The 26,991-nt window shown below is 67.5% G+C and carries 29 protein-coding genes; 14 read left to right on the forward strand and 15 right to left on the reverse strand.

Features of this window, described 5'->3' with window-relative positions:
- Positions 1-61: 61 nt before the first annotated feature.
- Positions 62-1,789, forward strand: a complete 1,728-nt coding sequence (locus tag NGM10_RS04190; protein WP_253482128.1) for a radical SAM protein — start codon at positions 62-64, stop codon at positions 1,787-1,789.
- Positions 1,790-1,930: 141 nt separating this feature from the next.
- Here NGM10_RS04190 and NGM10_RS04195 read toward each other — a convergent pair whose 3' ends face one another.
- The 4 genes from NGM10_RS04195 to NGM10_RS04210 form a co-directional block, all read right to left on the reverse strand.
- Positions 1,931-2,350, reverse strand: coding sequence for a TRAM domain-containing protein (locus NGM10_RS04195; protein ID WP_253482130.1), 420 nt, complete (start codon positions 2,348-2,350; stop codon positions 1,931-1,933).
- 196 nt (positions 2,351-2,546) lie between these two features.
- Entirely contained in the window at positions 2,547-3,248 is a 702-nt protein-coding gene (locus NGM10_RS04200; protein ID WP_253482131.1) for a YkgJ family cysteine cluster protein, read from the reverse strand.
- 194 nt (positions 3,249-3,442) lie between these two features.
- Entirely contained in the window at positions 3,443-4,216 is a 774-nt protein-coding gene (locus NGM10_RS04205) for an MBL fold metallo-hydrolase (protein WP_253482133.1), read from the reverse strand.
- A 74-nt stretch (positions 4,217-4,290) separates the two neighbouring features.
- The gene (locus tag NGM10_RS04210; protein WP_253482135.1) at positions 4,291-4,560 is read right to left on the reverse strand and encodes a MarR family transcriptional regulator; all 270 of its coding nucleotides are present in this window, start codon (positions 4,558-4,560) and stop codon (positions 4,291-4,293) included.
- A gap of 150 nt (positions 4,561-4,710) precedes the next feature.
- Between NGM10_RS04210 and NGM10_RS04215 the strand changes: the two genes are divergently transcribed.
- Complete coding sequence (locus NGM10_RS04215) at positions 4,711-5,115, forward strand: PPOX class F420-dependent oxidoreductase (RefSeq protein ID WP_253482136.1); 405 nt, start codon at positions 4,711-4,713, stop codon at positions 5,113-5,115.
- Between the two features lie 2 nt (positions 5,116-5,117).
- Here the strand turns inward: NGM10_RS04215 and NGM10_RS04220 are convergent, their stop codons facing one another.
- Positions 5,118-5,315, reverse strand: a complete 198-nt coding sequence (locus NGM10_RS04220; protein ID WP_256504374.1) for a DUF6510 family protein — start codon at positions 5,313-5,315, stop codon at positions 5,118-5,120.
- A 68-nt stretch (positions 5,316-5,383) separates the two neighbouring features.
- Here NGM10_RS04220 and NGM10_RS04225 point away from each other — a divergent pair, with 68 nt between their 5' ends.
- Both NGM10_RS04225 and NGM10_RS04230 read left to right on the forward strand, forming a co-directional pair.
- Complete coding sequence (locus tag NGM10_RS04225; RefSeq protein ID WP_253482139.1) at positions 5,384-6,091, forward strand: class I SAM-dependent methyltransferase; 708 nt, start codon at positions 5,384-5,386, stop codon at positions 6,089-6,091.
- 41 nt (positions 6,092-6,132) lie between these two features.
- Entirely contained in the window at positions 6,133-7,032 is a 900-nt protein-coding gene (locus NGM10_RS04230; RefSeq protein WP_253482141.1) for a glycosyltransferase family 2 protein, read from the forward strand.
- Here NGM10_RS04230 and NGM10_RS04235 read toward each other — a convergent pair whose 3' ends face one another.
- Positions 7,033-7,710: a helix-turn-helix domain-containing protein gene (locus NGM10_RS04235; protein ID WP_253482143.1), complete on the reverse strand. Its 678-nt coding sequence runs from the start codon at positions 7,708-7,710 to the stop codon at positions 7,033-7,035.
- A gap of 28 nt (positions 7,711-7,738) precedes the next feature.
- On the opposite strand from NGM10_RS04235, the gene NGM10_RS04240 reads away from it, so the two are divergent.
- The gene (locus NGM10_RS04240; protein WP_253482145.1) at positions 7,739-8,236 is read left to right on the forward strand and encodes a DUF7344 domain-containing protein; all 498 of its coding nucleotides are present in this window, start codon (positions 7,739-7,741) and stop codon (positions 8,234-8,236) included.
- 4 nt (positions 8,237-8,240) lie between these two features.
- Here the strand turns inward: NGM10_RS04240 and NGM10_RS04245 are convergent, their stop codons facing one another.
- The gene (locus NGM10_RS04245) at positions 8,241-9,065 is read right to left on the reverse strand and encodes an amidohydrolase family protein (RefSeq protein ID WP_253482147.1); all 825 of its coding nucleotides are present in this window, start codon (positions 9,063-9,065) and stop codon (positions 8,241-8,243) included.
- A gap of 172 nt (positions 9,066-9,237) precedes the next feature.
- Between NGM10_RS04245 and thsA the strand changes: the two genes are divergently transcribed.
- Complete coding sequence (gene thsA / locus NGM10_RS04250; RefSeq protein ID WP_253482148.1) at positions 9,238-10,800, forward strand: thermosome subunit alpha; 1,563 nt, start codon at positions 9,238-9,240, stop codon at positions 10,798-10,800.
- Positions 10,801-10,827: 27 nt separating this feature from the next.
- Here thsA and NGM10_RS04255 read toward each other — a convergent pair whose 3' ends face one another.
- On the reverse strand, positions 10,828-11,649 hold the full coding sequence (locus tag NGM10_RS04255; protein WP_253482150.1) for a GHMP family kinase ATP-binding protein: 822 nt from the start codon (positions 11,647-11,649) through the stop codon (positions 10,828-10,830).
- A gap of 401 nt (positions 11,650-12,050) precedes the next feature.
- On the opposite strand from NGM10_RS04255, the gene pyrF reads away from it, so the two are divergent.
- Complete coding sequence (gene pyrF, locus NGM10_RS04260) at positions 12,051-12,860, forward strand: orotidine-5'-phosphate decarboxylase (RefSeq protein ID WP_253482152.1); 810 nt, start codon at positions 12,051-12,053, stop codon at positions 12,858-12,860.
- 31 nt (positions 12,861-12,891) lie between these two features.
- Entirely contained in the window at positions 12,892-13,158 is a 267-nt protein-coding gene (locus tag NGM10_RS04265; RefSeq protein WP_253482153.1) for a DUF7520 family protein, read from the forward strand.
- 14 nt (positions 13,159-13,172) lie between these two features.
- On the opposite strand, the gene NGM10_RS04270 is transcribed toward NGM10_RS04265, so the two are convergent.
- The 3 genes from NGM10_RS04270 to NGM10_RS04280 form a co-directional block, all read right to left on the reverse strand.
- Positions 13,173-13,790, reverse strand: a complete 618-nt coding sequence (locus NGM10_RS04270; RefSeq protein WP_368408644.1) for a trimeric intracellular cation channel family protein — start codon at positions 13,788-13,790, stop codon at positions 13,173-13,175.
- A complete protein-coding gene (locus NGM10_RS04275; protein ID WP_253482155.1) occupies positions 13,784-14,581 on the reverse strand; it encodes an SAM hydrolase/SAM-dependent halogenase family protein in 798 nt (265 codons plus the stop codon). The genes NGM10_RS04270 and NGM10_RS04275 overlap by 7 nt, the downstream gene beginning before the upstream one ends.
- A 548-nt stretch (positions 14,582-15,129) precedes the next feature.
- Positions 15,130-15,648, reverse strand: a complete 519-nt coding sequence (locus tag NGM10_RS04280; RefSeq protein WP_253482157.1) for a nicotinamide-nucleotide adenylyltransferase — start codon at positions 15,646-15,648, stop codon at positions 15,130-15,132.
- Positions 15,649-15,819: 171 nt separating this feature from the next.
- Between NGM10_RS04280 and lonB the strand changes: the two genes are divergently transcribed.
- The 4 genes from lonB to NGM10_RS04300 all read left to right on the forward strand — a co-directional run bounded on the left by lonB (position 15,820) and on the right by NGM10_RS04300 (position 20,063).
- Entirely contained in the window at positions 15,820-17,880 is a 2,061-nt protein-coding gene (gene lonB, locus NGM10_RS04285) for an ATP-dependent protease LonB (protein ID WP_253482160.1), read from the forward strand.
- A gap of 107 nt (positions 17,881-17,987) precedes the next feature.
- Positions 17,988-18,185, forward strand: coding sequence for a hypothetical protein (locus NGM10_RS04290; protein ID WP_253482163.1), 198 nt, complete (start codon positions 17,988-17,990; stop codon positions 18,183-18,185).
- A gap of 258 nt (positions 18,186-18,443) precedes the next feature.
- Entirely contained in the window at positions 18,444-19,211 is a 768-nt protein-coding gene (locus NGM10_RS04295; RefSeq protein ID WP_253482166.1) for an acyl-CoA synthetase family protein, read from the forward strand.
- 51 nt (positions 19,212-19,262) lie between these two features.
- Positions 19,263-20,063, forward strand: a complete 801-nt coding sequence (locus tag NGM10_RS04300) for an aldo/keto reductase (RefSeq protein WP_253482169.1) — start codon at positions 19,263-19,265, stop codon at positions 20,061-20,063.
- Here the strand turns inward: NGM10_RS04300 and NGM10_RS04305 are convergent, their stop codons facing one another.
- From NGM10_RS04305 to NGM10_RS04315, 3 genes are all read right to left on the reverse strand, one after another.
- Positions 20,064-22,073, reverse strand: coding sequence for an AMP-binding protein (locus tag NGM10_RS04305; protein ID WP_253482172.1), 2,010 nt, complete (start codon positions 22,071-22,073; stop codon positions 20,064-20,066).
- A gap of 201 nt (positions 22,074-22,274) precedes the next feature.
- Positions 22,275-23,174: a hypothetical protein gene (locus NGM10_RS04310; protein WP_253482175.1), complete on the reverse strand. Its 900-nt coding sequence runs from the start codon at positions 23,172-23,174 to the stop codon at positions 22,275-22,277.
- A gap of 74 nt (positions 23,175-23,248) precedes the next feature.
- Positions 23,249-24,238, reverse strand: coding sequence for a CPBP family intramembrane glutamic endopeptidase (locus tag NGM10_RS04315; protein ID WP_253482178.1), 990 nt, complete (start codon positions 24,236-24,238; stop codon positions 23,249-23,251).
- 118 nt (positions 24,239-24,356) lie between these two features.
- Between NGM10_RS04315 and NGM10_RS04320 the strand changes: the two genes are divergently transcribed.
- Both NGM10_RS04320 and NGM10_RS04325 read left to right on the forward strand, forming a co-directional pair.
- Complete coding sequence (locus NGM10_RS04320; protein ID WP_253482181.1) at positions 24,357-25,208, forward strand: DUF4747 family protein; 852 nt, start codon at positions 24,357-24,359, stop codon at positions 25,206-25,208.
- Positions 25,202-25,756 (forward strand): hypothetical protein, encoded by a 555-nt coding sequence (locus NGM10_RS04325; RefSeq protein WP_253482184.1) that lies wholly within the window; start codon positions 25,202-25,204, stop codon positions 25,754-25,756. The genes NGM10_RS04320 and NGM10_RS04325 overlap by 7 nt, the downstream gene beginning before the upstream one ends.
- Before the next feature lie 64 nt (positions 25,757-25,820).
- Here NGM10_RS04325 and dnaJ read toward each other — a convergent pair whose 3' ends face one another.
- Positions 25,821-26,978 carry a molecular chaperone DnaJ gene (dnaJ, locus tag NGM10_RS04330; protein WP_253482187.1) on the reverse strand — a complete coding sequence of 386 codons (1,158 nt, stop codon included), beginning with the start codon at positions 26,976-26,978 and terminating at the stop codon, positions 25,821-25,823.
- Between the last annotated feature and the right edge of the window lie 13 nt (positions 26,979-26,991).

The raw sequence follows: 26,991 nt of genomic DNA on the forward strand, positions 1-26,991 counted from the left end.
TCGCTGACGCCCCCGACCGAGTGTAGTCACCGTTTTACCCGTCGAGCGGGTAGGGGGCCACATGACCGACCTCGCGGCCCTCGACGTGACCCTCGTGGACGGGTACGTCGACGAACCGGCCCACTTCGGCGTGCCGCCGTACATCTCGACGTATCCGCGGTACACCGCCGGGGCCATCGTGGACGCGGGCGTCCCCGAGGCCAACCTCACCTACCACACCATCGACGAACTCCGCGACGACTCCGGCAAGTGGCGCGACGTGGAGGCGGCCGACCTGCTCGTCTACCTCGGCGGGATGACCGTCCCCGGCAAGTACGTCGGCGGGACGCCCGCCGAACCCGACGAGGTGCGCAAACTGGCGTGGACGGCGGGGGGCACCAGCCTGATGGGCGGCCCCGTCAAGTTCGGCGTCGGCGACGAGAACGCCGGGGCCACCGAGACCGAGCGCGACGACCTGGACTTCGACTTCGTGGCGAAAGGCGACGTGGAGGCCGCCGCGTACGACCTCGTGAACAGCGGGCTGGAGGGGTTCAACAATCGAATGCGCGACAACGCCGAGATCGACCGCTGGGCCGAGAAGGGCGCGTTCGTGGTCGAACACCACCCCAACCATCCCGACTACCTCATCGCCGAACTGGAGACCTCCCGGGGGTGTCCCTACCGGTGTTCGTTCTGCACCGAACCCCTCTACGGCAATCCCTCGTTCCGCGAGCCCCGGTCGGTGGTCGAGGAGGTCGACGTGCTCTCGAATCGAGGCGTGGCCCACTTCCGACTGGGTCGACAGGCCGACATCCTCGCGTACGGCGGCGACGGCGAGAAGCCCAACCCCGACGCTCTCCGAGACCTGTACGGGGGAATCCGGGAGGTGGCTCCCGACCTCGGGACGCTCCACCTCGACAACATGAACCCCATCACGGTCGTCGAGTGGCCCGACCTCGCCCGGGAGGGCATCCGGGTCATCGCCGAGCACAACACCCCCGGCGACACCGCCGCGTTCGGCCTCGAATCGGCAGACCCCGTGGTCCAAGAGGAGAACAACCTCAACGTCACCGCCGACGAGTGCTTCGAGGCCGTCAGAATCGTCAACGAGGAAGCGGGATGGCGACCGGGCGAGGACCGCGAGGAGGCCCCGACCCACGGGACGGAGGCCGCGAATCGCCTCCCCAAACTCCTGCCGGGAATCAACCTCCTCCACGGACTGAAGGGCGAGCGCCGCGAGACCTTCGAACACAACAAGGCGTTCCTGAACCGGGTGTACGACGCGGGACTGATGCTTCGGCGGGTCAACATCCGGCAGGTGATGGCGTTCGACGGCACCGAGATGAGCGACGTGGGTGCCGACATCGCCAACGACCACAAGAAGCTGTTCAAGCAGTACAAGACCGAGGTTCGCGAGGAGATAGACAATCGGATGCTCCAGCGCCTCGCCCCGGCGGGGACCGTCCTCCCGGACGTTCACCTCGAATACCATCAGGACGGGAGGACGTTCGGCCGACAGCTCGGGACCTACCCCCTGCTGGTCGGGATTCCGGGCGAGCGCGAACTCGGCCGGACGGTGGACGTCGCGGTCGTGGACCACGGCTATCGCTCGGTCACGGGCGTGCCCTACCCGCTCGACGTGAACAGCGCGACGATGGACGAACTCACCGCGATTCCGGGCCTCGGGAAACAGCGCGCGGGCAACGTCATCGTCAACCGACCCTACGACTCGCCCGCCGAACTGGAGGGCGACGTGGGCGTGGACCTCGCGAGCTTCGCCACTGCGGAGACGCCCGAGGGCGCCGACTGACCTCTCGCCCCGCCCCGAAGGAGCAGGGCAGGGTGCTCGCACACCGACCTGCGACTGAGGGGGTCACGAAGCGTTTTCCGCCGGACCTTCACCGGCGAAGGAATTCGCCGCAGGCGAATTCCTGAGCGCAGTAACGGGTCCTCAGAAGTCCTCGTCGATGATCTCGCCGACCGCGAAGTTCGACTTGACCTCCGTGATCTCGACCTTCACGCGCTCGCCGATCTCGGCGTCGGGGACGATGATGACGTAGCCGCGCTCGACGCGGGCGATGCCGTCGCCCTGCTTGCCGATGTCCTCGACCTCGACGTAGCGAATCTCGCCCTCCTCGACGGGGGGTTGCGGTTCCGACGGTGTGCCACCGCTGCTCGAACTCTTCGACTCCGAGCCCGAATCGGCGGTGCCGGACTCGGCCTCGTTCGAGATGAGCGCGACGCGGTACGTCTCGCCGGGGTCGACCGAGCCGGTCTCGATCTCGCGGCGCGGCACCTCGACGACGTACTTGTCGTCTTCGATAGTCACATCAGCACTGAACAGACACAGCAGCTTATCAGAGATCTCCAAGGTTATATGCCTCCGTTCGGACCAAAGTGGTCAACCCGTAAAGAACTTTACCAAGGGCGACTGGCCGCGTTCGCGGAGCGGCCGCCCCGACCACCCGGATGTTTAAGTGCGAAACCGCGGCCAACTCTCGGCGTGTCGGGACGACCACCCAAGACCCGCCTGCTCGTAGCGGTGCTGTCGCTCGCCGCCGCTCTCGCTATCCCTCGTACTCGGAGCCGTCCGGGCGCTTTGCGCCCTCCGAGTCGTGGACGACGACGCCATCGTCGGGGTAGGCGGGGTCGTACTCGTCGCGGACCGCGATGGCCTCCGCCAGTTCCCGGACCGCGCGCCGCTTGAGCGCGTCGGCGAGGTCCTCCGCGCGGTCGCGAGAGATATCTCGACCCAGCCCCTCGCACTCGTGGGCGCGGACCATTCCCGCCTCGCCGCCGGTTCCACCGGCTCCTCGTTGCCCTTCCAGGGCAACGCTGTCTACCGCCTCGCCCATCGGCTGGCTCGTCCCGCCGAGCGCGACCGAGAAGGGGTAGGTCTCGCAGACGAGCGGCCGGTCGGCGTGGACCGAGCAGGCTCCGGTTCCGTCGTCGTCCTCCTCGTAGAACGCGCAATCCCCGCACGCGTCGGTCTGGAGCGCCCACTCGAAGGTCTCGCCCTCGGCGTCCTCGCCCTCGCCGTCGAGGCCGTAGGGCATCGGTCGGGCCACATCGCGCCAATCGTAGTCGGTCGCGTCCTGCAGTTCCCGCACCTCGTCCGGAAAGACGGTCGCGGTGTGCGGGTCGTCGGCCTCAGCTTTGCAACACGCGCCGCATCTAGTACACTCGAACCCGATTGTCTCGATGGCGTCGGCCAGTTCGTCGGTGTCGAGGTCGCGGGCGCGCTCCAGTTCGGCTTCGAGGCTCTGCACACTACGGGGTTGGTCCTCGCGGGCAAAAGGATGTTTATCGGGGTTCGAGAGCGTACTTCGGGTCCGAAGACGGTACGGAGGAGTTCGGAGCCCAGAACGGGGAGAAAGCCCCCGCCCGCTCGCTTCGAAACGACTGAGACGCAAACGAGAACTCCCAGAAAGCCCCCGCCCGCGGTGGGTTGGTCGGACGGGCGCTAATCTGTATTCACGGGACGCGCACGCTCGCCGTCCCACGCCACCTTCCCCTCGACGGCCAACTTTTCGAGGTGGGCGGCGACCGTGCTCCGGGCGAGGTCCCGGACCCCCGAGAGGTCCTTCTCGTAGGCGGCGTCGAGTATCTCGTCGAGGTCGGTCGCGCCGTCCCGGACCGCCGCCGCGACCGTCTCCTCGCGGTCGAGTCGGTGCCGAAGCAGTCGCTCGGCGGTCGCCCGCGGGTCGTCGATGACGGGGCCGTGGCCCGGATAGAGTCGGTCGGGGTCCCGGGCGTGAAGTCGCCGGAGCGAGGTGAGATAGGCACGCAGGTCGCCCTCGTCCGCGCCGACGACCACGCTTCCCTCCGAGACCACGAGGTCGCCGGTCAGCATCGCTCCGTCGGCGGCGAGCGCGACGTGGTCGGGGGCGTGGCCCGGAGTCTCGACTATCGTCGCGGGGCCGACGGTCGTCCCCTCCCGGAAGGTCCGGTCGGGCGCGGTTCCGGTCGCGCGCTCGAAGCGGTCCTCCCTGCCCGCTCGCGCCCAGACGGTCGCGTCGAGGGCGTCGGCGTAGTGCGCGACCGCGCCGACGTGGTCCGGGTGGGCGTGGGTGGCGAGAACGTGGGCGACGGCCCGGGCGTCGATGGCGGCGTCGAGGTCGTCGGTCCGCGCCGCGGGGTCCACGAGGACGGCGTCCTCGTGGCCGAGAACGTAGGCGTTGGTGGTCCCGCCGGGCGCGAGCGTCTCGGTCGGGACCGGAATCCGTCGAACGTCCATGGAACGGGGTTGACGGCCGGGGGAAAAACGTGTGCGGATGCGTTCGGAAGGACTCGAAAGGCGGTCGGGTCCGGTCAGCGGTCGAGGAAGTAGACCTGCTTTCGCGCGTCCTGGAAGCTGTACCGCGAGTCCACGAGGTCGCACTCTTCGAGGCGGTTCAGCGCGTACCGAACCGTGCGGTCGGGAAGCAGCGACTCCTCCGCGAGCTGGCCTTGCGAGAGCGGAGCCTCGGTCTCCAGCACCTTGGCGACGAGCTTCGCGCTCGGCGGGAGTTCGCGGAGGCGTTCGCGGTACTCGTCTGCGGCCTGCTCGGCGACGGCGGCCTCGTCCGGGGTCGTGCTCATGTCCAATTCACTTCGAGGGGGACTGGTAAATGTTGGCTATATGGATGTCTGTACAGTTTAAATTCCTTAATTGGATATAATCGCCCGTTTTATTCGTTACAGTCGGTTCGGACGCCAATAATTAGGTGTCGGGGTTCGTAGCCGTGACGCATGGAAGCGATTCCGGAGGAGTTCGACGACCTGTTCGAGCGCGAGACGTTCGCGAGCTTCGCCACGCTGATGCCCGACGGGACGCCGCAGGTGACGCCCGTCTGGATAGACGCCGACGAGGAGGGCCACCTGCTGGTCAACACCGCTCGGGGCCGTCAAAAGGAGCGCAACGTCGAGCGCGACCCGAAGGTCGGCGTCTGCGTGATGGACCCCGACGACCCCTATCGGTACGTCTCGGTGCGGGGCGAGGTCGCGGAGGTGACCGAGGACGGCGCGGTCGAGCACATCGACGAACTCGCGCGCCGCTACATGGACGTCGACGAGTATCCCCATCACGGCGAGGAGTCCGGCCCGCGCGTCATCGTTCGGATTCGCCCCGACCGCGTCGTAACGAGCGGCGAGTGAGGTCACTCGCGGCGTCGGTCGGTCTTCGGGTCGTCTCCGTGGCGATTGTACCGGCCGAGCGTGCACTTGCACGTCGGGCAGTGGACGACCACGAAACGCCCCCGCTCGTGGCGGACGAGGTCCTCGGCGGCGAGTTCCCGTCCACACCCCTTGCACGTCGTCATGGCTGTCGTCGGGTGAGCTACGATACCGATACCCAAAGGGCTTGGCCCCGAGGCGCTTCCAGTACCGTTTTAATCCCCTGGTGGATTACGAACAGTTGAGAAGCGTGAAAGGAGAGGAGTGGTATCAGGCCGACGAGGTCGCCAAGGAGTACGAGGACAAGCGGTTCTCCCGGGGCGGACGGCTCATCGACCGCCGGGAAAAGCGGGCGGTCCTCGGCGCCGTGGGGCCGCTGGAGGACAAGAACATCCTCGAGATAGCCTGCGGTACCGGTCGATTCACGGTCATGCTCGCCGAGCGCGGGGCCGACATCGTCGGACTCGACATCTCGGCACCGATGCTCCAGCAGGGTCGCAAGAAGGCCCGCGACGCCGGTGTCGCCGACCACCTGGAGTTCATGCGCGGGGACGCCGCCCGCCTGCCGTTCCCCGACGACCACTTCGACACCGTGTTCGCGATGCGTTTTTTCCACCTCGCCGACACCCCCGCGGCGTTCCTCTCGGAGATGCGCCGGGTCGCCAAGGAACAGGTCGTGTTCGACACGTTCAACGCCGCGAGCACGCGCAGCATCTACAACTGGCTGTTGCCGATGGGGTCGCGGCTGTACTCGCGAAGCGAGGTCGACCGACTCCTCGACGGTGCCGACCTCGAACTGGTCGACGCCGAACACGACTGGATACTGCCCTACGGTTTCTACCGCAAGATTCCGGGCACGGTCGCCGGACCCATCCGAACGCTCGACACGGCGTTCGGCGACTCCCCGCTCGGCGACCCGCTCGCGTCGGTCTCCTACTGGAACACCCGCGTGAAGTGAGGCCGAACTGCTTTTAAGGCTCGGGCGGCAGATTCCGGGGTATGAAGCTATCCGTGGTGGTTCCGACGCTCAACGGGCGCGAGCGGCTGTCGGCGTGTCTCGACGCGCTGTCGGCCCGCGCCCCGGAGGCGGAGGTGGTCATCGTCAACGGCCCCTCCGCCGACGGAACCACCGGGATGGTACGGGAACGCGACGACGTGGACGTGCTGGTCGAGGTCGCCGACAGGAAACTCAACGTCGCCCGGAACGCGGGCATCGCGGAGGCGACCGGCGAGGTCGTCGCGCTGGTCGGTCAGGACACGGTCGTCGAGGAGTCGTGGGCCGACGCGGTCAGGAGCAACCTCGACGACGCCGCGGTGGTCACCGGCCCGGTCCACCGGTCGGTCCGGGCGGGGATGACCACCGAGTCCGAGGAGTCGCTGACCATCGGCGGGCGCGACGTGACCTACTTCGACGGGGGCAACGTCGCGTTCGACCGCGAGGTCCTCACGGTGATGGACGGCTTCGACGAGTACCTGCTGACCGGCGGTGCGCGCGACTGCGCGCACCGCCTCGCCAACGCTGGCCACGAGGTGTCGTGGTCCTCGGACGTGGGCGTGACCCGCAACGACGGCGACGATGACGACGACCGCGACTGGGGATGGAAGTACCGCGCGCTCGCCTACCGACTCGTGAAGAACTACGGGCCCCGTCCGGGCGTGTTCGGCCGGACGGTCCGGGACGCGGTCTGCGACGCAGCCGGGACCGCCGCCGACGTTGCCCGGGGCGAGGGCGTCCCGTCGGAGTGGTTCGGGAACGGCAAGCGCGTCGTGACCAACATGAGCGTCGGGTACAAGGACGGCCTACTCGCCAGAGCGAAGGACAGGACCGAGTCGCGAAACCCCTACGGCCTGTCGGCGCGGGCCGACCGCGCGGTCGAGCGCTACGACTGGCGCGAGTAGTCACCCTTCCCCGTCGTCCGCGGACTCCCCCGGTTCGTCCAGAGAGATGGTCGCGCGGACCAGCGCCTCGGTCGCCCGGCGGAGGCGCTCGGAGACGGCCTGCCGAGAGACCCCCAGGACCGCCGCGAGGTCCTCGAGTTCGGCCTTCCGGGGCACCTCGAAGTAGCCCATCTCGGTCGCGGTGCGGAGGGTCTCGAACTGGCGGTCGGTCAGCCCGAGCGAGTCTCCGGCCTCTCCCCCGGCGGCGTACAACTGCCGGAGGTCGAAGGTCAGCCCCTTCTCCTCGCAGTAGGAGGCGTACCGCCGGAGGCTCTCGCGGTCGGGGAACCGGATTCGGGTGCGCCACCCGTCGCCGACCCGCTCGGCGGAGAGGAACACCGCGCCGAGGTCGGCCCAGCAGTGGTAGGTCATGAGCTCTTCGCCGTCCTCGTCCAGTTCGACCTGGTACAGGCGCTCGTCGTCGAGTTCCGCGAGGAGCCGCGACCCCGAGACGGTGGGGTCGTCGGCCAGCTCCGACTCGAACGTCTCGAAGTCGCCGCCCGACGCCCAGAAGGTCAGCGCGAACGGCTTGGACCCCCGCGAGGTCTGCTGTTCGAGGACCACGTCCATCTCCGGGACCGCGGCGAGCGCCGCCCGGAGGACGGGCGTCTCAAGGCGGAAGTCGGCGATGACGGTCATGACTCTCGATACGGCCCCGGGCGGGTTAATGGACCCGACTGTCGGGCGGCCGACGAGTCGCGGAACGGTCGAAACGAACGGTGATTTTAAGTCCCGGAACGGCCGGGAGCGAAACCCGGGCTTAAGAGAGCGCTCGACCTACGACGACGCGATGGTAGCTGGCAACGACCGACCGGTGGTTCACGAGCGGATCGGCGACTCGTGCGACCTGCTCGCGAGCGCGCATCGACGATGCGCGCTCTACGCCCTCCGAGAGGACGGCCCCGCGACGGTCGACGAACTCGCAGAGGTCATCGTCGCCGCGGGAATCGCCGACGACCGCGACCGCGCGGTCGCGTCGCTCGCCCACACCCACCTCCCCAAGCTCGACGAATACGACGTAGTGAACTACGACCGCGAGGGCGGCGTGGTCGCGCTCGACGACGGCGTCGAACGGTTGCGACCGTTGCTCGAAGCGACCGCGCGTCTAGAGACCGAGTCGAGTCAGTGGTCGCCCGAAGAAGTCGGTAACTGGAGCGTCACGTAATCGCCTACTCTCCGTCGCGCGCGAGGCCGTCGATGACGCGGGACGGGTTCTTGTCGAAGACCTTCCGCATCGCGTCCTCGGGCACGTCGAGGGTGAGTATCTCCATCACCGCGACGTTGGGGTGGGAACTGGGCGCGCCGCTCCCGAACAGCACCCGGTCGGGGTGTTCCATCACCGCCCGTTCCAGCAGGTCTCGGTAGCGGACGTAACTGGTGTCGAGGTAGCACTCGTCGTGGCGCTCCAGCAGGTCGATGGCGTCGGTCATCAACTCGCGGTTCAGCGGGTGGCCCCCGAAGTGGGCGAGGACGACGGGAAACGACCGCGACAGGAGGGTGTCGGCGACCGCCGCGGGCGGGTAGCCCTCGCCGCCGTGGACGAGCACCGGCAGGTCCACGTCCTCCAGTTGGTCGAGGGTCTCCTCGTCGGGAAGCCCGTCCTCGACCGGGTCGAGCTTGAATCCGTGGAAGCGGTCGTCGTAGGCGTACTGTTCGACGTCCTCGGGGGACGTGTGGTGTTCTTGCCTGCGGGCGGTCAGATTCCGGAGCCGTGAGGAGGCTGTCTCGCCCGGGTCGCGCGGCCCGTCGATGCGGGCGAACGCGAGGAACGGGCGGTCGACGCTGCGGCGCGCGACGGCGTTGTTCGCGCTCACGTAGCTCCCCTCGGGACGCGGCCCGGGGAACACGACCGACCGCACGACCCCCGCCTGGTGCATCTCCCGCTCCAGTCGGTCGGGGCTGATGGCCCGACCGCGTGTCTGGACCCCGCCCGCGTCGGCGTTCAGGCGGGCGTGAACGTCCACCACCCGAAACCGGTGCTCCAACTCCAGCATTACCCCCGATTTCGGAACTACCCTATTTTTTAGTGTCGGTTGGGGGTCCGGACTCGGTTCGGGCCGGTCGGATTGAGGAGTGTTACCGACTAGCGATAAAAGCTTATATAGAAGTTCAAACATCTTCTACGTGGGGATAGATATGGCAGACGCAAGTTCCGGACAGCGACGCATGGGAGGACGACCGGTATTCATCCTGAGCGACGACGCCGAGCGAACCACAGGCAGGGACGCCCAGACATCGAACATCGCCGCCGGGAAGGCGGTCAGCGAGGCGGTACGCACCACGCTCGGGCCGCGCGGGATGGACAAGATGCTCGTCTCGGACACGGGCGACGTCACCATCACGAACGACGGCGCGACCATTCTAGAGACGATGGACATCGAGCATCCCGCCGCCCAGATGATCGTCGAGGTCGCCGCCGCACAGGAGGAGGAGGTCGGCGACGGCACCACGACCGCGGCGGTGCTGGCGGGCGAACTCCTCTCGAAGGCCGAGGATCTCCTCGACGACGACGTGCATCCGACGACCATCGTGGAGGGGTACGCCCGGGCCCGCGACATCGCGCTGGAGGCCGTCGACGACGGCGTCCTCGACGAGGAGCTCGACGACGACCTCCTCCGGACGGTCGCCGAGTCCAGCATGACCGGCAAGGGGACCGGCGACGTGACCACCGAGCGACTCGCCGAGGTCGTCGTGGACGCCATCCGCCACGTCGAGGACGACGAGGGCGTGGCCCGCGACGACGTGCGGGTCCACACCCAGACCGGCTCCTCGTCGTCGGCGACCGAGCTCGTGGCGGGCGTCATCAGCGACGCCGAGCCCGCCCACGCCAACATGCCCCGCGAGGTCGCCGAGGCGACCGTCGCGGTCGTCGACGAGAAGCTCGGCGTGCGCGAGACCGAGATCGACGCCGAGTACAGCGTCGAGAGCGTCGACCAGCTCACGGCCGCGATGGACGCCGAGGAGCGCGAGCTCCGCGGGTACGCCGACGCGCTCGCCGACGCGGGCGTCGACGTCGCCTTCGTCACCGAGTCGGTCGAGGACCGCGTGGCCGCCCACCTCGCCGACGCGGGCATCCTCGCGTTCGAGGACGTGGACGACGACGAGGCCCGCGCCATCGCGTCGGCGACCGGCGCGAGCCGGACCGGCGACGTCGACGACCTCGAAGACGCCGACCTCGGCCGGGTCGACGCCGTCCGGGTCCGGAGCTTCGGCGACGAGGACCTCGCGTTCGTGGAGGGCGGCGCGGCCGCCGAGGCGGTCACGGTGCTCGTCCGGGGCGGCACCGAACACGTCGTCGACGAACTCGAACGCGCGCTCGCCGACGCCCTCGACGTCGTGACCGCGGCGCTCGACGAAGGCGGCGTGGTGCCCGGCGCGGGCGCGACCGAGATCACGGTCGCCGACCGGGTCCGCGAGGCGGCCGCGGGCATCGAGGGACGCGAACAGCTCGCGGTCGAGGCGTTCGCCGACGCGGTCGACGTGCTCCCCCGTACCCTCGCGGCGAACACGGGCATGGACCCCATCGACGGCCTCGTCGACCTCCGGTCGGCCAACGAGGAGGACCCGGGCCGCGCGGGCATCATCGCCACCGGCCAGCACGGCGAGGTCGGCGACCCCGTCGAAGCGGGCGTCCTCGACCCCGCGGCGGTCAAGCGCGAGGCGATAGAGAGCGCGACCGAGGCCGCGACGATGATCGCCCGCATCGACGACGTGATCGCCGCGGAGTGAGCCGCGCCGTCGGCGCAGGCTCGGCCGTCAGCAGAGCCCCGCGCCGTCGGCGCAGACCCGCGTTCGGTCGGGCAGTTCGCCCTCCACGCCGACCGCGAAGACGGTCTCGCCGACCATCGCCATGCTGGCGACCCCGCCAGCGTCCTCGGCCCGGGCGACCGTCTCGCGGACCTCGGGGGTCGGCAGGCCGGTCTCGTCGGCGAACCGCCACCCCTCGCGGGTCACGTCGGCCATCTCGGGGTCCTCTGGGAGGGCGTCGAGCGCGGCGACCCCCGCACGCTCGATGCGGGCCATGAGGTCGTCGTCGGCCAGCATCCCCTCGGTCGCGATACCGCCGAATCTGGCGTACTCGACCGGGGTATCGCGCTCGAATCGCCAGCGGTTCTCGCCGTCGCCGACCACGAGGCCGCCCATCTCCTGGACGAACACGTCGCCGAGGCCGGTCCCGGCCTCGACCTCCGCGCAGTGGGCGACCCCGACCAACTCCTCGCGCGAGCGTTCGAGGTCGAATTCCTCGTTCGCGGCGAGCGCGGTGGCGAGCGTGGCCGCGCCGCTCGCGCCGAACCCGCACCCGATGGGCACCTCGGGAGCGAGGTCGACGCGGGCCGAGACGCCGAGGTCGGCCAGCGCGAGTTCGACCGGTTCGAAGTCGGTCGGGTCGCCCTCGACGAGGACGACCGAGTCGTCTGCGGGTCGCTCGTCTGCGGGTCGCTCCTCCGCGGGTCGCTCCTCTGCGGGTGTCACGTCGGCGACCACGCCGTCCTCGACCGCGAAGCTCGCGCCCATCGACTCGCCCGCTCCGGCGGGCGCGAACAGCGCGGTGACGCTTCCGGGGGCGAACGCCTGCATGGCCGTTTCTGGGTCGGGATACGGTTTGAATCCTCGGGACTAGGACGGAGAGGCCGTGAATCGATGGATGGTCCGACACGACCCGGTGAGAGCATCGCTCACCGATTGCACAGTACGCGCCGTGAACAGCCAGAAAGCCCCCGCCCGCTCGCGGTCGCTGACCGACATATCTGCGCCTCACCGCATCGCCCCGCATCGGCGCAGATAGGGGTCGGTCAGGCGACCACGCAAACGCGAGCGGGCGGCCCCTTTCATTCCCGCCCCGTGGATTGTCCCACCGGCCGGTAGGCGGTGGATTCGCGAGGAGCGCGAGAACGTCGGGCAATCGGTCCGTCGGCCACCTCCAAGCGGGGATGGCGGAATTCGACGCTTTTGTATCGCCACCCCCGAAATACCCGCCAATGACCGCGTTCTTCGACCGCCTCGCCGACCGCATCGCCGACATCGACAGCGTCGTCTCGGTCGGCCTCGACCCCGACCCGGACCGACTCCCCGAGGCGGTCCGGGACGCCGACCTGCCGCGCTGGGCGTTCAACCGCCGCATCGTCGACGCGACCCACGAGCACGCCGCGGTCTTCAAGCCCAACGCCGCGTTCTACGAGGACCCGGCGGGGTGGCGAGCGCTGGAGAAGACGGTCGAACACGCCCGCGAGAAGGGCGTCCCGGTCCTGCTCGACGCCAAGCGCGCCGACATCGGCAACACGTCCCGCCAGTACGCGAAGGTGTTGGACTCGGTGGACGCCATCACGCTCAACCCCTTCCTCGGCCGGGACTCGCTCGCGCCCTTCCTCGACCGCGAGGAGGCGGGCTGTTTCCTGCTCTGTCGGACCTCGAACCCCGGCGGGGCGGACGTTCAGGAGCTCGAATTGGCCTCCGGCGACCTCGTCTACGAGCGCGTCGCCGACCTCGCGAGCGAGTGGAACGAGCAGGGCCACGGCAACGTCGGTCTGGTGGTCGGCGCGACCACGCCCGACGAACTCCGCGCGGTTCGCGAGCGCGTCCCCGACCTGCCGTTCCTCGTGCCCGGCGTCGGCGCGCAGGGCGGGGACGTGGCGGCGGCCGCGCGCTGCGCGGCCGCCGCGAACGGCGCGGGACTGGTCAACTCCACCCGAGGCATCATCTTCGCGGGCGAGGACTCGGACCGACCGTTCGACGAGGCCGCCGGAGAGGCGGCCGCCGACCTCAAAGAGCGGCTGAACGAGTACCGATAGCCCTAATCCCCGCGAGCGCCAACCGACGCGCGTGACCGAAGTCTCCGAGATATCGGGCCGCCCCGTCTTCGCAATCGTCGCGATAGCGGTGGTCGCGCTGGCCGGGCTCCTCGGCGCGGTCGTCGGCGCGAGCGGTCAGGAGCGGGGCGTTGCGATGGACCTCGCGGGCGTGGTCTCGTTCGGGATGACGCCGGTCTCGATGGCGGCGTTCGGCGTGCTTGCGACCGGTTCGGTGCTGGCGGTCCTGTTCGGACTCGTGAGCATCGCCTCGAAGTACGACGAAGGGAGTGCCCGATAGCGGTTTTCGGGAACTCAGACGGTCGGGAGCTCCCAGTCGTACCGGATGGCGAGCAGGCGGAGACCGAGCACGAGGCCCGCGCAGACCGCCGCGTTCGTCCCGTCACCGACGCCGACGCTCGCCAGCGCCCAGAAGGCGACCCCGCCGACCAGCGCGCAGGTGGCGTAGAAGTCCTCGACGAGGACCGCGGGGACGTTCCGGAGGAGCACGTCGCTCAGGAGACCGCCGCCGACCCCCGTCACGGTAGCGAGCACGACGACGCCGAACGCCGACAGCCCCGCGTCGGCGGCGACCAGCGCCCCGGTCGCTGCGAACGCCGCGAGGCCGACCGCGTCGGCTAGCAGGACGACCGAGTGGTCGGTCACGTCGCCGACGACGCGACCGACCGCGAGTCCGACACCGACCCCCGCCAGCGCGACGCTCACGTCGGTCGTCGACCGGAGCGCGACCGGCACGCTGTCGACCAGCAGGTCGCGGGTGACCCCGCCGCCGAGCGCGGTCATCACGCCCAGCACGCCAACGCCGAGCAGGTCGAGGTCGGCGTCGATGGCCCGCAGCGACCCCACGACCGCGAACGCCAGCAGGCCGACCACGTTCATCACCGCGAAGGGGTCGGGTGCCGCGATCACCACGTCACGCGCACCCCGTCGCCGACCGAGACGCCGAACGCCTCGTCGCCGCGTCCCCGGTTCACCGCGAGTTCGACGTTGCCGTGGCTCCCGACCGTGACCAGCCGCTCGCTGGGGGCGAGCGCGGCGTAGGCCCGCGCGACCGGCGCGTGCTCGCCGTTCACCCGCACCGCATCGCGACCGGCGAGCAGGTCACCGGGGAGGTTGGTGACCGCGTTTCCGAAGCCGTCGACCACCAGCACCTCGCCGACCGCCGCGCCCGAATCGCGGTCGAGGTCCGGGGCGGGAAACCGGAGGTCGGCGTAGTCGTCGACGGGGGCGATTCGGTCCAGCGACTCGAACGACCCGGTACCAGCCTCGTGAACGTCGGCCGCGGCGGGCGCGAACACGTCCCGGCCGTGGAAGGTACTGCTCTCGGTCTCCGCGTCGTCGTACTCGACCTCGAAGACCTCGATTCCGGCGTCGGGCGCGCTGGCGTCGCCCGCGACCGCGGGCGACGCCAGCGCGCGGGCCGCCGGGAGCAGGACCCCGTTGTCCGGCCCCACGAGCGCGTGGTCGCCCGCCCGGACCGCGAGCGCGGCGCGGTCGGTACCGACCCCGGGGTCGACCACGACGAGGTGGACCGCGGGCGGGAAGTAGGGGAGGACCTCCCGCAGCCAGAACGCCGCCGAACGCACGTCCTGTCGCGGGAAGTCGTGGGCCACGTCGACCAGTCGCGCGTCGGTCCGCCCGAGTATCACGCCCTTCATCGCCGCCGGGTAGGGCGTGCCGAAGTCCGAGGCGAGCGTTATCATGTGTGGGGGTTGGCGCTTGCTCCGTGTAAAAGCTTGAGTTCGAACTCGAACGCGGTCAACGACCTCGCCAAGATAATCCACTCGTTACACTCGATGGAACAGCCCACCCGGCCACTCGATGGAACAACCCACCCGGCGCGTGCTGGCGTCATCGCGCCGACGGCGCGATTGCTCGGAAGACGCGGTTTGTCTTCCGGCGTGACGCCGCTGTTTGGCGTCGCGCGACACGCGCGAGGGGCGAGGACCGCAGGGAGGAGCGTAGCGACGACCGAGGACCGCAGTCGGTTGGGGAGGTGTGAGGCTTCTGCGGTGCGGTTGCGGTCTCTCCTTGGTACCGGAGGTAGCTAGCTTCGACAGTCCGAATTCCGTCTCGAATGTTTCTGAGCTAGCTATTCTCGGTACCGAGGAGAAACCGCACCTCGTCCTCCCCAGCCTCCTCCGTCGCGCCCTCCGGGCGCTCGGTCGTCCCTCGCGCGTTGCTCGCGCGCCGGATGTCGATAGCGTCTCAGTAGAAATGGAGGACGAACCCCGGTCCTCCGAACACCCGACTACACCCCGTTGCTGTCGGAGTCGCTCACCCGCTGGATGCGCTCGATGCCGTCGATCTCCCGGATCACCTCGACCACGGGGTCGGGGACCAGCCTTTCCCAGTCCTCGTCTGCGATCATCCGCTCGCGGACCTCGGTGCCCTCCAGCACGTCGCGGTTGAACATCGGCGACTGGCGGACCTCGACGCCCGCCTCCGTGAACAGCTGGATGACGAGGGGGTTGTTCGAGTAGGCGACGTCGAAGTCGGGGCTCATGCTCTGGACGTGGCTGACCCACACCGAGTTGCGGTCCAAGTCCTCGATGGGGACCGCGTAGGTCACCAAGTCCGAGTCGACCAGCGACTTGGTGATCATCATGATGCGCTCGCCCGCCGTGAAGGGGTCGTGTCGGCTGTGGGAGTCGCCCGCGCTCCCGATGCCGAGGACGAGTTCGTCGACCTCCTCGGCGATGGTCTCGACCACGTTGTGGTGGCCGTTGTGGTAGGGCTGGAACCGCCCGATGTAGAACCCGCGAGCCATACAGTAGCGTTGCGCCGGGGAGTTTTATAAGGGTGGCGAGTCGCCCCGCGCGGGTCGAACGGGGTTTCGGGCGGCTCTACCCGCGAAATCACCGGCGCTATACCGCAACACGGGAGGGAGAAAGTATATCAGTTCGCCGCCCCTCCTTTCGGATACGTACAGGGCAGTTCTATGAGTAAGGATACCGATAACGACGCTCCGCCGCCGGAGCAAACACGCGAGCAGGAAGGCTCGACGACGCGCGAGCGGGAGGGCTCGACGACGCGCGAGCAGGACGGCTCGAAGTTCGAGGACCTCGGGAGCGACGTCGAACCCGACGTCGAAGACGAATCGGTCCTCGAAGACGACCTGCTCGGCGGTCTGGAGATCGACACGACCGAGGAGATCGAGGTCCCCGACCGCCTGGTAGACCAGGTCATCGGTCAGGACCACGCCCGCGATGTGGTCCAGAAAGCGGCCAAACAGCGCCGCCACGTCATGATGATCGGGTCGCCGGGGACGGGGAAGTCGATGCTGGCGAAGGCGATGAGCGAACTCCTCCCGAAGGAGGACCTCCAGGACGTGCTCGTCTACCACAACCCCGACGACGGCAACGAACCCAAGGTTCGGACCGTCCCGGCGGGCAAGGGCGAGCAGATCATCGACGCCCACAAGGAGGAGGCCCGCAAGCGCAACCAGATGCGGTCGTTCCTGATGTGGGTCATCATCGCCATCGTGGTGGGGTACGCGCTTCTCATCGCACAGCGACCGCTTCTCGGAATCCTCGCGGCGGGGGTCATCTATCTCGCGTTCCGGTACGGGTCGCGGGGGAGCGACGCGATGATTCCGAACCTGCTGGTCAACACCGCCGACCAGACCACCGCGCCCTTCGAGGACGCCACCGGCGCTCACGCGGGTGCCCTGCTGGGCGACGTACGCCACGACCCCTTCCAGTCGGGTGGGATGGAGACGCCGAGTCACGACCGCGTCGAACCCGGCGCGATCCACAAGGCCAACAAGGGCGTGCTGTTCGTCGACGAGATCAACACCCTCGACATCCGGTCCCAGCAGAAGCTGATGACCGCGATTCAGGAGGGCGAGTTCTCCATCACGGGCCAGTCCGAGCGCTCCTCGGGCGCGATGGTCCAGACCGAGCCCGTCCCCTGTGATTTCATCATGATCGCCGCAGGGAACATGGACGCGATGGAGAACATGCACCCCGCGCTGCGGTCGCGCATCAAGGGGTACGGCTACGAGGTGTACATGGACGACACCATCGAGGACACCCCCGAGATGCGCCGCAAGTACACCCGGTTCATCGCCCAGGAAGTCGAGAACGACGGGCGGTTGCCCCACTTCACCGAGGAGGCCGTCGAGGAGGTCATCCTCGAAGCCCAGCGCCGGTCGGGTCGCAAGGAGCACCTCACGCTCAAGCTCCGGGACCTCGGCGGGCTGGTCCGGGTGGCGGGCGACATCGCCCGCGCCGAGAACAAGGACCAGACCGACCGCGAGGACGTGCTACAGGCCAAGCGCCGGAGTCGCTCCATCGAGCAACAGGTCGCCGACGACTACATCGAGCGCCGCAAGGACTACGAGCTCACGGTCAACGACGGCGACGTGGTCGGCCGGGTCAACGGCCTCGCCGTGATGGGCGAGGACTCGGGCATCGTCCTGCCCGTGATGGCCGAGGTCACGCCCTCGCAGGGGCCGGGAGACGTCATCGCCACCGGCCAGCTCAAGGAGATGGCCGAGGAGGCGGTCCAGAACGTCTCGGCCATCATCAAGAAGTTCTCCGACGAGGACATCTCCCAGAAGGACGTTCACATCCAGTTCGTTCAAGCCGGACAGCAGGGCGTCGACGGCGACTCGGCCTCGATCACGGTCGCGACCGCCGTCATCTCCGCGCTGGAGGACATCCCCATCCACCAGAACCTCGCGATGACCGGGTCGCTGTCGGTCCGGGGCGACGTGCTCCCGGTCGGCGGCGTCACCCACAAGATCGAGGCCGCCGCCAAGTCGGGTCTCGACACGGTCATCATCCCCGCGGCGAACGAGGACGACGTGATGATCGAAGAGGAGTACGAGGAGCAGATCGAGATCATCCCCGTCTCCCACATCAGCGAGGTGCTCGAAGTCGCGCTCGCTGGCGAGGCCGAGAAGGACAGCCTCGTCGACCGCCTCAAGAACATCACCGGGTCGGCGCTCGACCGGCAGGTCGGCCGGTCGGGCACCGGCAGTCCGAGCCCGCAGTAGCGAATCCGCGTTTTCCGTTCTCGGTTTTCCCGACATCCGCGCGACGGCCCTCGCTCTCGTCGGCCGAAACGCGAACCTATTTGACCTGACCTGTCGTAGTGTGAAACATGGGACTCAAGAAGACCCTCCTGAGCGGTATCGTCGCGTTCGTCGTGGCGACGGTCGTCGTCCGCGCGGTCGCGAGCGAACGAACCGGAACGAAGGTCGGCCTGCTGGCGGGCCTCGCGGTCGCGGTCCGGTCGGCGATGTCCCGCGACGACGGCGAGCCCGTCGAAATCGCGACCGACGAGGTCGCCGCCGAGTAGCGACCGGACCGCCCGCGCCGACTTTTCGACGCCGTCGCTCGCCCGGAGAGCCCCGGCTCTCCGGGCGAGCGACGAGGTCAGAATGGGTCGGTAGTTGGGACCGGGATACCAGCCCGTCGGCGCGGCCCGCGGGGCCGCGCCGTCGAGTCGAGCGTTCTCGTCCGGTCCGAATAAGCCCGGCCATCGAACAGGTCGGACTGTCACCCGAACGGAGCCGAACCGTCGGCCCTTTTCTCCCCGGCGGCCGAACCGCCGAGCATGGACACCATCGGCGACCTCGTCGCCCGCGAGCGGCGCTCGGACGACCCCGCGCTCGTCGCCCCGCGCGAGAACCGGAGCTACGACTATCGGCGGTTCTGCACGACCGCGTGGAAGACCGGCAACTTCTGGCGGCGGCGAGGGGTCCACGACGACTCGACCGTCGCGGTCGCAGACGACCCCGAACCCGAGGCCGTCTTCTCGTTTCTCGGTGCGGCCCTCCTCGGTGCGAGGACGCGGTTCGGCCCCTCGCGGGACCGCGACGCGGGCGACCCCGCCATCGACGCCCGCGTCGTGGTCGCACCGTGCGACGAAATCGAACGCTACGAGGTGTCGCCGGGCACCCAGCGCGTCGCCTACGGCGGCCCGCCCGACGACCCCGCGGTCGCCCACTTCGAGCGCGACGTGTGGAGCGAGAACCCGGCGTTTCCCGAGACGCCCGTCGACCCAGAGGCGGTCGCGCTCGTCGCTCGCGACGAGCGCGACCGCGGGGCTGACGGCGAACTCGCCGACCGCGAGTTCTCCCACGCCGACCTGCTCGCCGGTGCGCGCGAAGCGGCCGACGGGTGGGGCCTCGAACCCGACGACGAGGTGGCGGTTCGCGCGCCGCTCGCCGACCCCGGAACCGTCGTCGCGGGCGTCCTCGCGCCCCTGCTCGCGGGCGCGACGATACTCTTCCCCGACGGCGACGCGGTGGGCGACTTCGCGGTGGCCGAGGGCGACGCCCCCGAGAGCGCGGTCGTCCGGCCCGTCGACGCCCTCGCGTGACCCGGGTTCGGGATTCCCCGGAGTTAAGCGCCCGGCGACGGGAGAGTGCGTATGGACGAGCGTCGGACCGAAGGGGGGACGCCCGGAGCGGCGACGATGGGGCCGGTGGGCCTCGGAACGATGGGCATCGAGGACCCCGACCGGGTCGCGTCGGCGGTCGAGACGGGGTATCGCCACCTCGACACCGCCCAGATATACGACAACGAGGCGGTCGTCGGGGCGGGCATCGAGCGGGCGGCGGCGGCCCGCGAGGACCTGTTCGTGGCGACCAAGGTGTGGGTCGACGAGCTGGCCCCGGCGGACGTGGTCGCGAGCACCGAGGCCAGCCTCGACCGCCTGGGCCTCGACTACGTGGACCTGCTGTACGTCCACCGGCCCATCGGGGAGTACGACCCCGAGGAGACGCTCCCGGCGTTCGACCGGCTCCGCGAGGAGGGGCTGGTCCGGAACGTCGGTGTGAGCAACTTCTCGCCCGAGCAGGTCGCGGAGGCCCGAGAGGTGCTGGACGCCCCCCTGCTCGCGAATCAGGTCGAGATGCACCCGCTGTACCGCCAGCCCGAGCTCCGCGAGGACGCCCAACGGCGCGGCTACCGGCTCGTGGCCTACTCGCCGCTCGCGCAGGGCGAGGTGTTCGAGGTGCCCGAACTCCGGGCGGTCGCCGAGAAGCACGACGCCACGCCCGCGCAGGTCAGCCTCGCGTGGCTCGCGAGCCTGCCGAACGTCGTCCCTATTCCGCGGTCGGCCAGCGACGCCCACCTCCGGGAGAACCTCGCGGCGCTGGCACTGGCGCTCGACGACGGGGACGTGGCGAAGATCGAGTCGATAGAACGGACGGAGAAACTGTTCGAGTAGCTACTCGGCGGCTTCCAACTTCTCCAGCGCCTCGGGGTTCTCGATGCTGGACATGTCTCCGAGGTCCTCGCCGGTGTAGGTCGCCTCGATGGCCCGCCGGATGATCTTCCCGGACTGGGTCTTGGGGAACTCCGAGACGAAAAGCACCTCGCGGGGGCGGAACGGTTTCCCCAGCTCCTCGCCGACCTGCGCGCGGAGTTCCTCGCGGAGGTCGTCGCCCGCGTCGTAGCCGTCTTCGAGGATGACGTAGGCGACCACGGCCTGCCCGGTGGTGTCGTCCGGAACGCCCACGGCGGCGGCCTGATTCACGGCGTCGTGGTCGATGAGCGCGCCCTCCACTTCGGCGGGGCCCACTTTGCGCCCGGCGACGTTGATGGCGTCGTCGGCCCGGCCGTGGAGGAACCAGAATCCGTCCTCGTCCTTCTGGGCCCAGTCGCCGTGGTCCCACAGCGGCGGGTCCTCGAAGGTCGACCAGTACTCTTCGAGGTAGCGCTCGTCGCCCGCCCAGAGGCTCTTGGTCATCGATGGACACGAGTCGCGGGCCACGAGGAAGCCCCGCTCGTGGGTGTCAGCGATGGACTCGCCCGCCGAGTTCACGATGTCGATGTCCATGCCGAGTCCCGGCCCGCCGAGGCTGCAGGGCTTGAGCGACTGGATGGGCATCGGCATCAGGAAACAGCCCATTATCTCGGTGCCGCCCGAGATGTTGATGATGGGCGCTTCACCGCCACCCACGTTCTCGTAGAACCACTGCCAGCTCTCGGGGTCCCACGGTTCGCCGGTCGACCCGAGCAGGCGGAGCGTAGAGAGGTCGTGGTCAGCCAGCCACTCGTCGCCGTACTTGCGCAGGGCGCGGATCGCCGTGGGGGAGATGCCGAACGTGGTGATGGCGTGGCGGTCTATCATCTCCCAGAAGCGGTCGGGTTCGGGGTGGTCGGGCGCGCCCTCGTACATGAAGACGGTGCCGCCGAACGCGTGGTTGCCGATGAGGGTCCACGGCCCCATCATCCACCCGATGTCCGACACCCAGAAGAACCGGTCGCTCGGCTTGTGGTCGAAGCCGAAGTAAATCTCCTTGGCGGCCTGCATCAGGGCACCGGCGTGGGTGTGGACGATGCCCTTGGGCTTGCCGGTGGTGCCCGAGGAGTACAGCAACATCGACTCGTCCGACGAATCGAGCGACGCGGTGTCGTACTCGTCGGACTGGGTCTCGACCGCGTCGTCCCACGACTCGTCGCGGCTCCGCCACGACAGCGACACCTCGTCGCTGGAGATGTGACCGAGGCGCTCGTAGACGATGGTGTGCTCGACGTGCCCGGCCTCGTCGATGGCCTCGTCGGCGGCGTCCTTCAGCGTCACCTCGCTCCCCCGGCGGTAGAAGCCGTCGGCGGTGAACAGCACCGAACACTCGGGGTCGGCGATGCGTGTCGCGGTCGCCTCGACGCCGAACCCCGAGAAGATGGGGACCGCGATGGCTCCGACCTTGAACGCGCCGTAGAGGATGGAGACGACCTCCGGCACCATCGGCATGTACAGCCCCACGGCGTCGCCCTTCCCGACGCCCCGCTCTTCGAGGGCGTTGGCGACCTTGTTCGACTGGCGGGCGAGTTCGTGGAACGTGACCTCGCGGACCTCGCCGTCCTCGCCCTCCCAGATAGTGGCGACCTTGTTGCGGGTCTCGCTGTCGGGGCGAGCGTGTCGGTCGACGACGTTGTGGGCGATGTTGAGTTCGCCGCCCGGGTACCACTCCGAGAACTGCGGGCCCTCGCTGTCGTCTCGGACCGCGTCGTAGTCCTCGTAGAAGTCTATGTCGAGGTAGTCGACCATCTCGTCCCAGAACCACTCGATGCCCGACTCCTCGACGCCCTCGACCTCGTTGCAGGTCCGCTCGATGAGCTCGTCGTAGTCGTCGATGTCGTGGTCCCGCATGAACTGGTAGACGTTCGTCGACTCCACGAACTCCTCGCTGGGTTCGTGAACGACCTCGTCTACGTCCTGTAGCGTATCCATGGTACGTACCCTCCTTGTGGCAAAAATTGTGGGGACACGTCAAGTAATTTGCTCACCTGCCTCGACGGCGGTAGCCGGTTTCGATTCCTGTACCCGCCGCCGGTTTCGGTCCCCGTATCGGCCGCCGATTTCGGTCCGTGCCGGACGCGGTGCCGCGCACCGCGTCCGGCACGGGTCACGCCGGTTCGCCGCGATACGAGGTCACGCCTCCCGACGCGGCAGGAGCTCATCGAGCGCGGCCGCGACCGCCTCCGGGTCCTCGATGTCGGCGGGGTCCCGACGCAGGTCGCGCAGGCCCCACAGTGACCACCCCGCGCGGCGCAGGACGAGCGCGTCGTCGGTCACGTCGTAGCTCTCGTAGGCGGTCCACGGTCGGAACTGCTTGCTAACCGGATTGCCGACCACCAGTCCGGCGTCCGAGACCGTGACCCGCCGGGAGGTGGTCGAGCCGTAGAGAGCTGGCCCGGCCGGAACGAGCACCTGGAACAGCCACCGGAGCGGCGGGAAGTCGAGGACCGCCGACCCGACGACGGCCAGTATCCCGACGGCGAACAGTCCGGCCACCGCCCGGGTCACCATCCGGCGGTCGCGCTCGGGGGCCGGGGCGGTGAAGGTCGCCAATTTCTCCGAGCCCGCCAGTGCCGCCTTGGCCCGTCGGTTCCTGGCGGCCACGACCAGACCGATACCGACGAAGAGTCCAGCGATGGCTCCGACAAGTGCGATTCCGACGACGCCGGGCGGGTCGCCGGAGCGACCATCGGCCACCGCGGGGAGGACGCCGAAGTAGCCGAACGGGACGACCATCACGGCCCAGACCCACCGACTCGCGCCGAGACGAATCGCGAACGACTCCCGACGCGCGACCCAGCCAACCCCGGACGTCACGACCACGGCGGTTCCGAGAATCACGAAGTACAGCACGCCGGGGTCCCCGCTCACCCGGAGCGCGACCCAGATAGCGACAGCCGGGGCGAGGAGCGCCGCCGCGTACAAGCCCGCGAGAAAGCCGAAGAAGCCGTCGGTGTCGCCAGCCGTCGAGTCGTCTTGGTCTCCACCGGTCGAGTCGTCCGTGTCGCTGGCGATGGTCGCGTTCCCGGTCATGTCTGTTCCGTATTCGGAGTTACCTATCTCGTATCAAAAACGTTCGGTCGGCGTTCGTCCGGACGTCTCCGGGGTCAGGCCCACTCGATACCGAGCCCCTCGTGGACCGCGAACTCCAGCGCGTTGACTAGGTAGTGGGCGACCACCACGACCACCAGGCTCCCCGTGAGGACGAACGCGGCCGCGAGCGCGAACCCGAGGACGCCGGTCACGACCACCCCGCCCGGTCCCTGCGCGCCGTGACCGACCGCGAACGCGACCGTCGAGAGTCCGGCGAGCACCCACGGCGAGACGCCGAACCCCGCGGCGAACGCGCCGACCAGCGCGGCCCGAAAGAGGAGTTCCTCGAAGCCCGCGATGACCGGGAGGACGACCCCGAGTAATATCGCCCACCCCCGGGGCGTGTCGGGCGCGAGTTCCTCGCGGAGGCCCTCGGAGTACTCGATACCGGTCGCATCCAGCACTTCGGTGCTGAGTTCGTTTGCGACGTAGAGCGCGACGCCGAGCGCCGCCCCGAGGCCGACCGCGGGGACGCCGGTCCGCCACGGGTCGCCGACCGCCAGCCCGAGGTCGGCGAGCGGAATCGAGCCGAGCCACGCCGCGCCCACCAGAATCGCGCCGAAGAAGCCCTGACTGACCGCGACGTTCGCCAGCAGGGCCCCGGTGGTCAACGACTCGGGGTCCGGACCGCGGCGTTCGCGGCCCCGCCGGGCGTCGGCCTCGGCCTCGTTCTCGCCCCACGGCGTCTCGTCGCCGTCGCGCCACGGCCCCTCGTTCTCCGAGTCGTCGGCCTCGTCCCCGGCCTCGCCGACCGCGACCCCGGGCGGGTCGTTCCACTCCCCGCCCGCGTCGCGGTGGCGCTCGATGCGGGCGGCCCCGGTCGCGGGGACCTCGGAGGTGTGGCCGTCCTCGGGACGCTGGTCGCCGCCGCCCGCCGGAGTCCCGGCCGAGTCGTCGCCGGAGTCGGCGAACATGGCCTGAGAGGCCCGGGCGAGCACGATGAGCAACCCGAGGACCAGCAGGGTGACCGCGGCGAACGATTCGTACATCGGGGCTGGGGCCATCGAATCGGAGTAGGGACCCCGACGGCAAAAATCGGTGGCTTCATTGGTGCCGAAGTAACGCCACATACCATGATTGAATCAAAAATAACATGTACAGTAAAGCACTATATTTGTAATAATGGCGGGAACAAAATTCTACTTTGCCAAGTTCAACATTTCAGGAACTTTACCTCTTGGGGCAGAATATGATTTAAGTCAATCAGAAGATGAGCGAAAACGCACAGCATTGGAACAGTATTTGAATCATAACGATGCTGTAGTACATACTGAAAGTGGTGGGTGGTATTTTGGCAGGGTTGAAGAACACAATGGATTAATATACGGTAAATTTGGGAAGACTTTCTCTGACGAGCCTACTCTTTATGATCAAGAGATAGGTGATTTTGTTGAACTTGATGAGGAGACACCTGACGCAGATTACTCTATGTTTATAATTGACTTCGAGACTAGAGTCATTGCGTTCAGTTCAACCTACCGGGTTAGGAATAATAATTTCGTGGAGAATTTCCAGAAAGGGTTTAAGAATGTGATTAGCGATGCAGTTAATCTTAAATTAGAACTACTACACAATGAGGAGCAACTAGAAAACGTTCTTGAAGAGTATCCTGTATTTAAAATTGAAGCGGAGCTTAGACCAACAAATCCAGGACCTGATCCTGCCTTTGAAGATTTGGATGAGTCCATGCAAGAGATGTTGGTCGAGAAATTAGGTATAAGCGCAGAGCGTTTTGAGGGGGAAGGAATTAACGTGCATGAGGACTTTATCGAACAAGTAACGAGCATGTCTATGTCGGAATATGGTGAATCATGGAGGGTAGAATATGGTGATGATGACGTTCTAAAGGTTGTTTCATCTGAATCAGAGCCAGCTACCACTAGAACTGATGAAGAAATTGAGAATCTTGGAGCACTCCATAATTATTCTAACCAACTCATAAGCACAGCAAAATCGTATTTGGATCAATGGTGACAAGAGGGTCATGGAAACGGTTTAGAAAATATGGGTTAAAAGAATTATTTTTATCACTATATCTTTGGATTCCCGCATTAATTGTAGGGGTAGTATTCTTCGGTACCCCAGGAATTTTCTCACAAAGAGGAATGAGGAATTTTGTGAATGCTGCTACAGGAATTTCACAGTCCCTCATTGCTGTTACACTTACCGGTCTTGCTATTCTTGTATCCTTTTCCGATAAAGATTTTCTAGCTTTCTTTCGAGATGAAGGTGGCTTTGACGAACTTTTAGCTATATTTGAATATACTGTAACGCTATCACTTATAACAACTCTTGCTGGTGCCCTTCTCCAATCTCTTTCATATGACCGATGGGTGTTCTACATCTTTTTTGCTCTATTTTTGCATCTATTGGCCTCTGTAAGCGCTCTAGTCTCGACTATTCTTAGGTTTGGTAAAAGTAAGGCCGACTATGACGCAATTGACAATATTGATGAAGAGGATGTACCAGAAGAGTTGAAAGAAGATTTAGAGAGTGTTTTTGACGAGAATAAGGATTCATAAAACAACATACAGTAGTCTTTGAGTCGCTGTTGCTTCAGAAAAACCAATATTAACCAAAATTAGTTCAGAGACTGTTCCTGATCTTCTCGAAGAAGCCCTGCTCGACATCGACTTCCTCGCCGCCAGCCTCCGCGAACTGTTCGAGGGCCTCGCGCTGTTCGTCGTTGAGGCTCTCGGGGGTGACGACCTGCACCTGCACGTAGAGGTCGCCGTGGCCCCGCCGCCGGAGCCGTGGCATCCCCTTGCCCTGCAGGCGGAATCGCTCGCCGCTCTGGGTTCCGGCGGGCACGTCCATCTCGACCGACCCGTCGAGCGTGGGCACCTCCACGGTGTCGCCGAACGTCGCCTGCGGGAACGAGATGGCGTGCTGGTGGAAGAGGTCGTCGCCCTCGCGCTCGAAGTCGGGGTGCTCGTCGACCTCGACCTCGATGAGGAGGTCGCCGTTGGGCCCGCCGTTCGGGCCGGGCGCGGCCTCCCGCTCCATCTGGAGGGTCTGGCCCGACTGGATGCCCGCCGGGACCTCGACCGAGAGGGTGGCCTCGCGCTGGACCACGCCGTCGCCGCCGCAGTCGCCACAGGTCTCGGCGTATATCTCGCCCTCGCCACCACAGCGTCGGCAGGTCTGGGTCTGCTGGACCCGACCGAGCGGCGTCTCCTGCACCTGTGTGACCTGCCCCCGGCCGTTGCACTCCCGGCAGGTCTGGGAGTCGGTGCCCGGCGGGTGGCCCTCGCCGTCGCAGGTGTCACAGCGCTCCGGTCTGCGGACGGTGACCTGCTTCTGGACGCCCTCGTAGGCCTCTTCGAGGTCGATGGTGAGCTGGGTCCGGAGGTCGTTGCCCTTCTGCGGGCGGTCGGACCGGCGGCCGCGGCCGCCGCCGAAGAACTGCTCGAAGATGTCGCCCATGCCGCCCTGACCGCCCATCCCGCCGAACGGACCCTGACCGCCCATCCCGCCGCCAGCGCCGCCAGCGCCGCCGTCGAAGCCGCCGCGCTTCTCGGCCTGCTCGAACCGCTCGTGGCCCATCCGGTCGTAGGCCTGGCGCTTCTGGTCGTCGGTCAGGACCTCCTTGGCCTTTTTCACCTTCTTGAACTTCTCCTCGGCGTTCGGGTCGTCGCTCACGTCGGGGTGGTACTCGGTCGCCTTCTCGCGGTAGGCGGATTTGATCTCGTCCTCGTCGGCGTCCCTGCTCACGCCGAGTACGTCGTAGAAGTCCTCGCTCATTCGTTGTCAGTCG

It is taken from the genome of Halorussus salilacus (assembly GCF_024138125.1).
Lineage (GTDB): Archaea > Halobacteriota > Halobacteria > Halobacteriales > Haladaptataceae > Halorussus > Halorussus salilacus.

Excerpts from the sequence above, each read along its gene's own strand:
- pyrF (WP_253482152.1), top strand. The coding sequence starts at position 12,051 with ATGACCGCGTTCTTCGACCGCCTCGCCGACCGCATCGCCGACATCGAC.
- dnaJ (WP_253482187.1), bottom strand. The coding sequence starts at position 26,978 with ATGAGCGAGGACTTCTACGACGTACTCGGCGTGAGCAGGGACGCCGAC.
- lonB (WP_253482160.1), top strand. The coding sequence starts at position 15,820 with ATGAGTAAGGATACCGATAACGACGCTCCGCCGCCGGAGCAAACACGC.
- NGM10_RS04205 (WP_253482133.1), bottom strand. The coding sequence starts at position 4,216 with ATGGACGTTCGACGGATTCCGGTCCCGACCGAGACGCTCGCGCCCGGC.
- NGM10_RS04275 (WP_253482155.1), bottom strand. The coding sequence starts at position 14,581 with ATGATAACGCTCGCCTCGGACTTCGGCACGCCCTACCCGGCGGCGATG.
- NGM10_RS04325 (WP_253482184.1), top strand. The coding sequence starts at position 25,202 with ATGGTGACAAGAGGGTCATGGAAACGGTTTAGAAAATATGGGTTAAAA.
- NGM10_RS04245 (WP_253482147.1), bottom strand. The coding sequence starts at position 9,065 with ATGCTGGAGTTGGAGCACCGGTTTCGGGTGGTGGACGTTCACGCCCGC.
- NGM10_RS04190 (WP_253482128.1), top strand. The coding sequence starts at position 62 with ATGACCGACCTCGCGGCCCTCGACGTGACCCTCGTGGACGGGTACGTC.
- NGM10_RS04215 (WP_253482136.1), top strand. The coding sequence starts at position 4,711 with ATGGAAGCGATTCCGGAGGAGTTCGACGACCTGTTCGAGCGCGAGACG.
- NGM10_RS04320 (WP_253482181.1), top strand. The coding sequence starts at position 24,357 with ATGGCGGGAACAAAATTCTACTTTGCCAAGTTCAACATTTCAGGAACT.
- NGM10_RS04290 (WP_253482163.1), top strand. The coding sequence starts at position 17,988 with ATGGGACTCAAGAAGACCCTCCTGAGCGGTATCGTCGCGTTCGTCGTG.
- NGM10_RS04310 (WP_253482175.1), bottom strand. The coding sequence starts at position 23,174 with ATGACCGGGAACGCGACCATCGCCAGCGACACGGACGACTCGACCGGT.
- NGM10_RS04315 (WP_253482178.1), bottom strand. The coding sequence starts at position 24,238 with ATGGCCCCAGCCCCGATGTACGAATCGTTCGCCGCGGTCACCCTGCTG.
- NGM10_RS04305 (WP_253482172.1), bottom strand. The coding sequence starts at position 22,073 with ATGGATACGCTACAGGACGTAGACGAGGTCGTTCACGAACCCAGCGAG.
- NGM10_RS04300 (WP_253482169.1), top strand. The coding sequence starts at position 19,263 with ATGGACGAGCGTCGGACCGAAGGGGGGACGCCCGGAGCGGCGACGATG.
- NGM10_RS04210 (WP_253482135.1), bottom strand. The coding sequence starts at position 4,560 with ATGAGCACGACCCCGGACGAGGCCGCCGTCGCCGAGCAGGCCGCAGAC.
- NGM10_RS04230 (WP_253482141.1), top strand. The coding sequence starts at position 6,133 with ATGAAGCTATCCGTGGTGGTTCCGACGCTCAACGGGCGCGAGCGGCTG.
- thsA (WP_253482148.1), top strand. The coding sequence starts at position 9,238 with ATGGGAGGACGACCGGTATTCATCCTGAGCGACGACGCCGAGCGAACC.
- NGM10_RS04295 (WP_253482166.1), top strand. The coding sequence starts at position 18,444 with ATGGACACCATCGGCGACCTCGTCGCCCGCGAGCGGCGCTCGGACGAC.
- NGM10_RS04235 (WP_253482143.1), bottom strand. The coding sequence starts at position 7,710 with ATGACCGTCATCGCCGACTTCCGCCTTGAGACGCCCGTCCTCCGGGCG.
- NGM10_RS04240 (WP_253482145.1), top strand. The coding sequence starts at position 7,739 with ATGGACCCGACTGTCGGGCGGCCGACGAGTCGCGGAACGGTCGAAACG.
- NGM10_RS04280 (WP_253482157.1), bottom strand. The coding sequence starts at position 15,648 with ATGGCTCGCGGGTTCTACATCGGGCGGTTCCAGCCCTACCACAACGGC.
- NGM10_RS04255 (WP_253482150.1), bottom strand. The coding sequence starts at position 11,649 with ATGCAGGCGTTCGCCCCCGGAAGCGTCACCGCGCTGTTCGCGCCCGCC.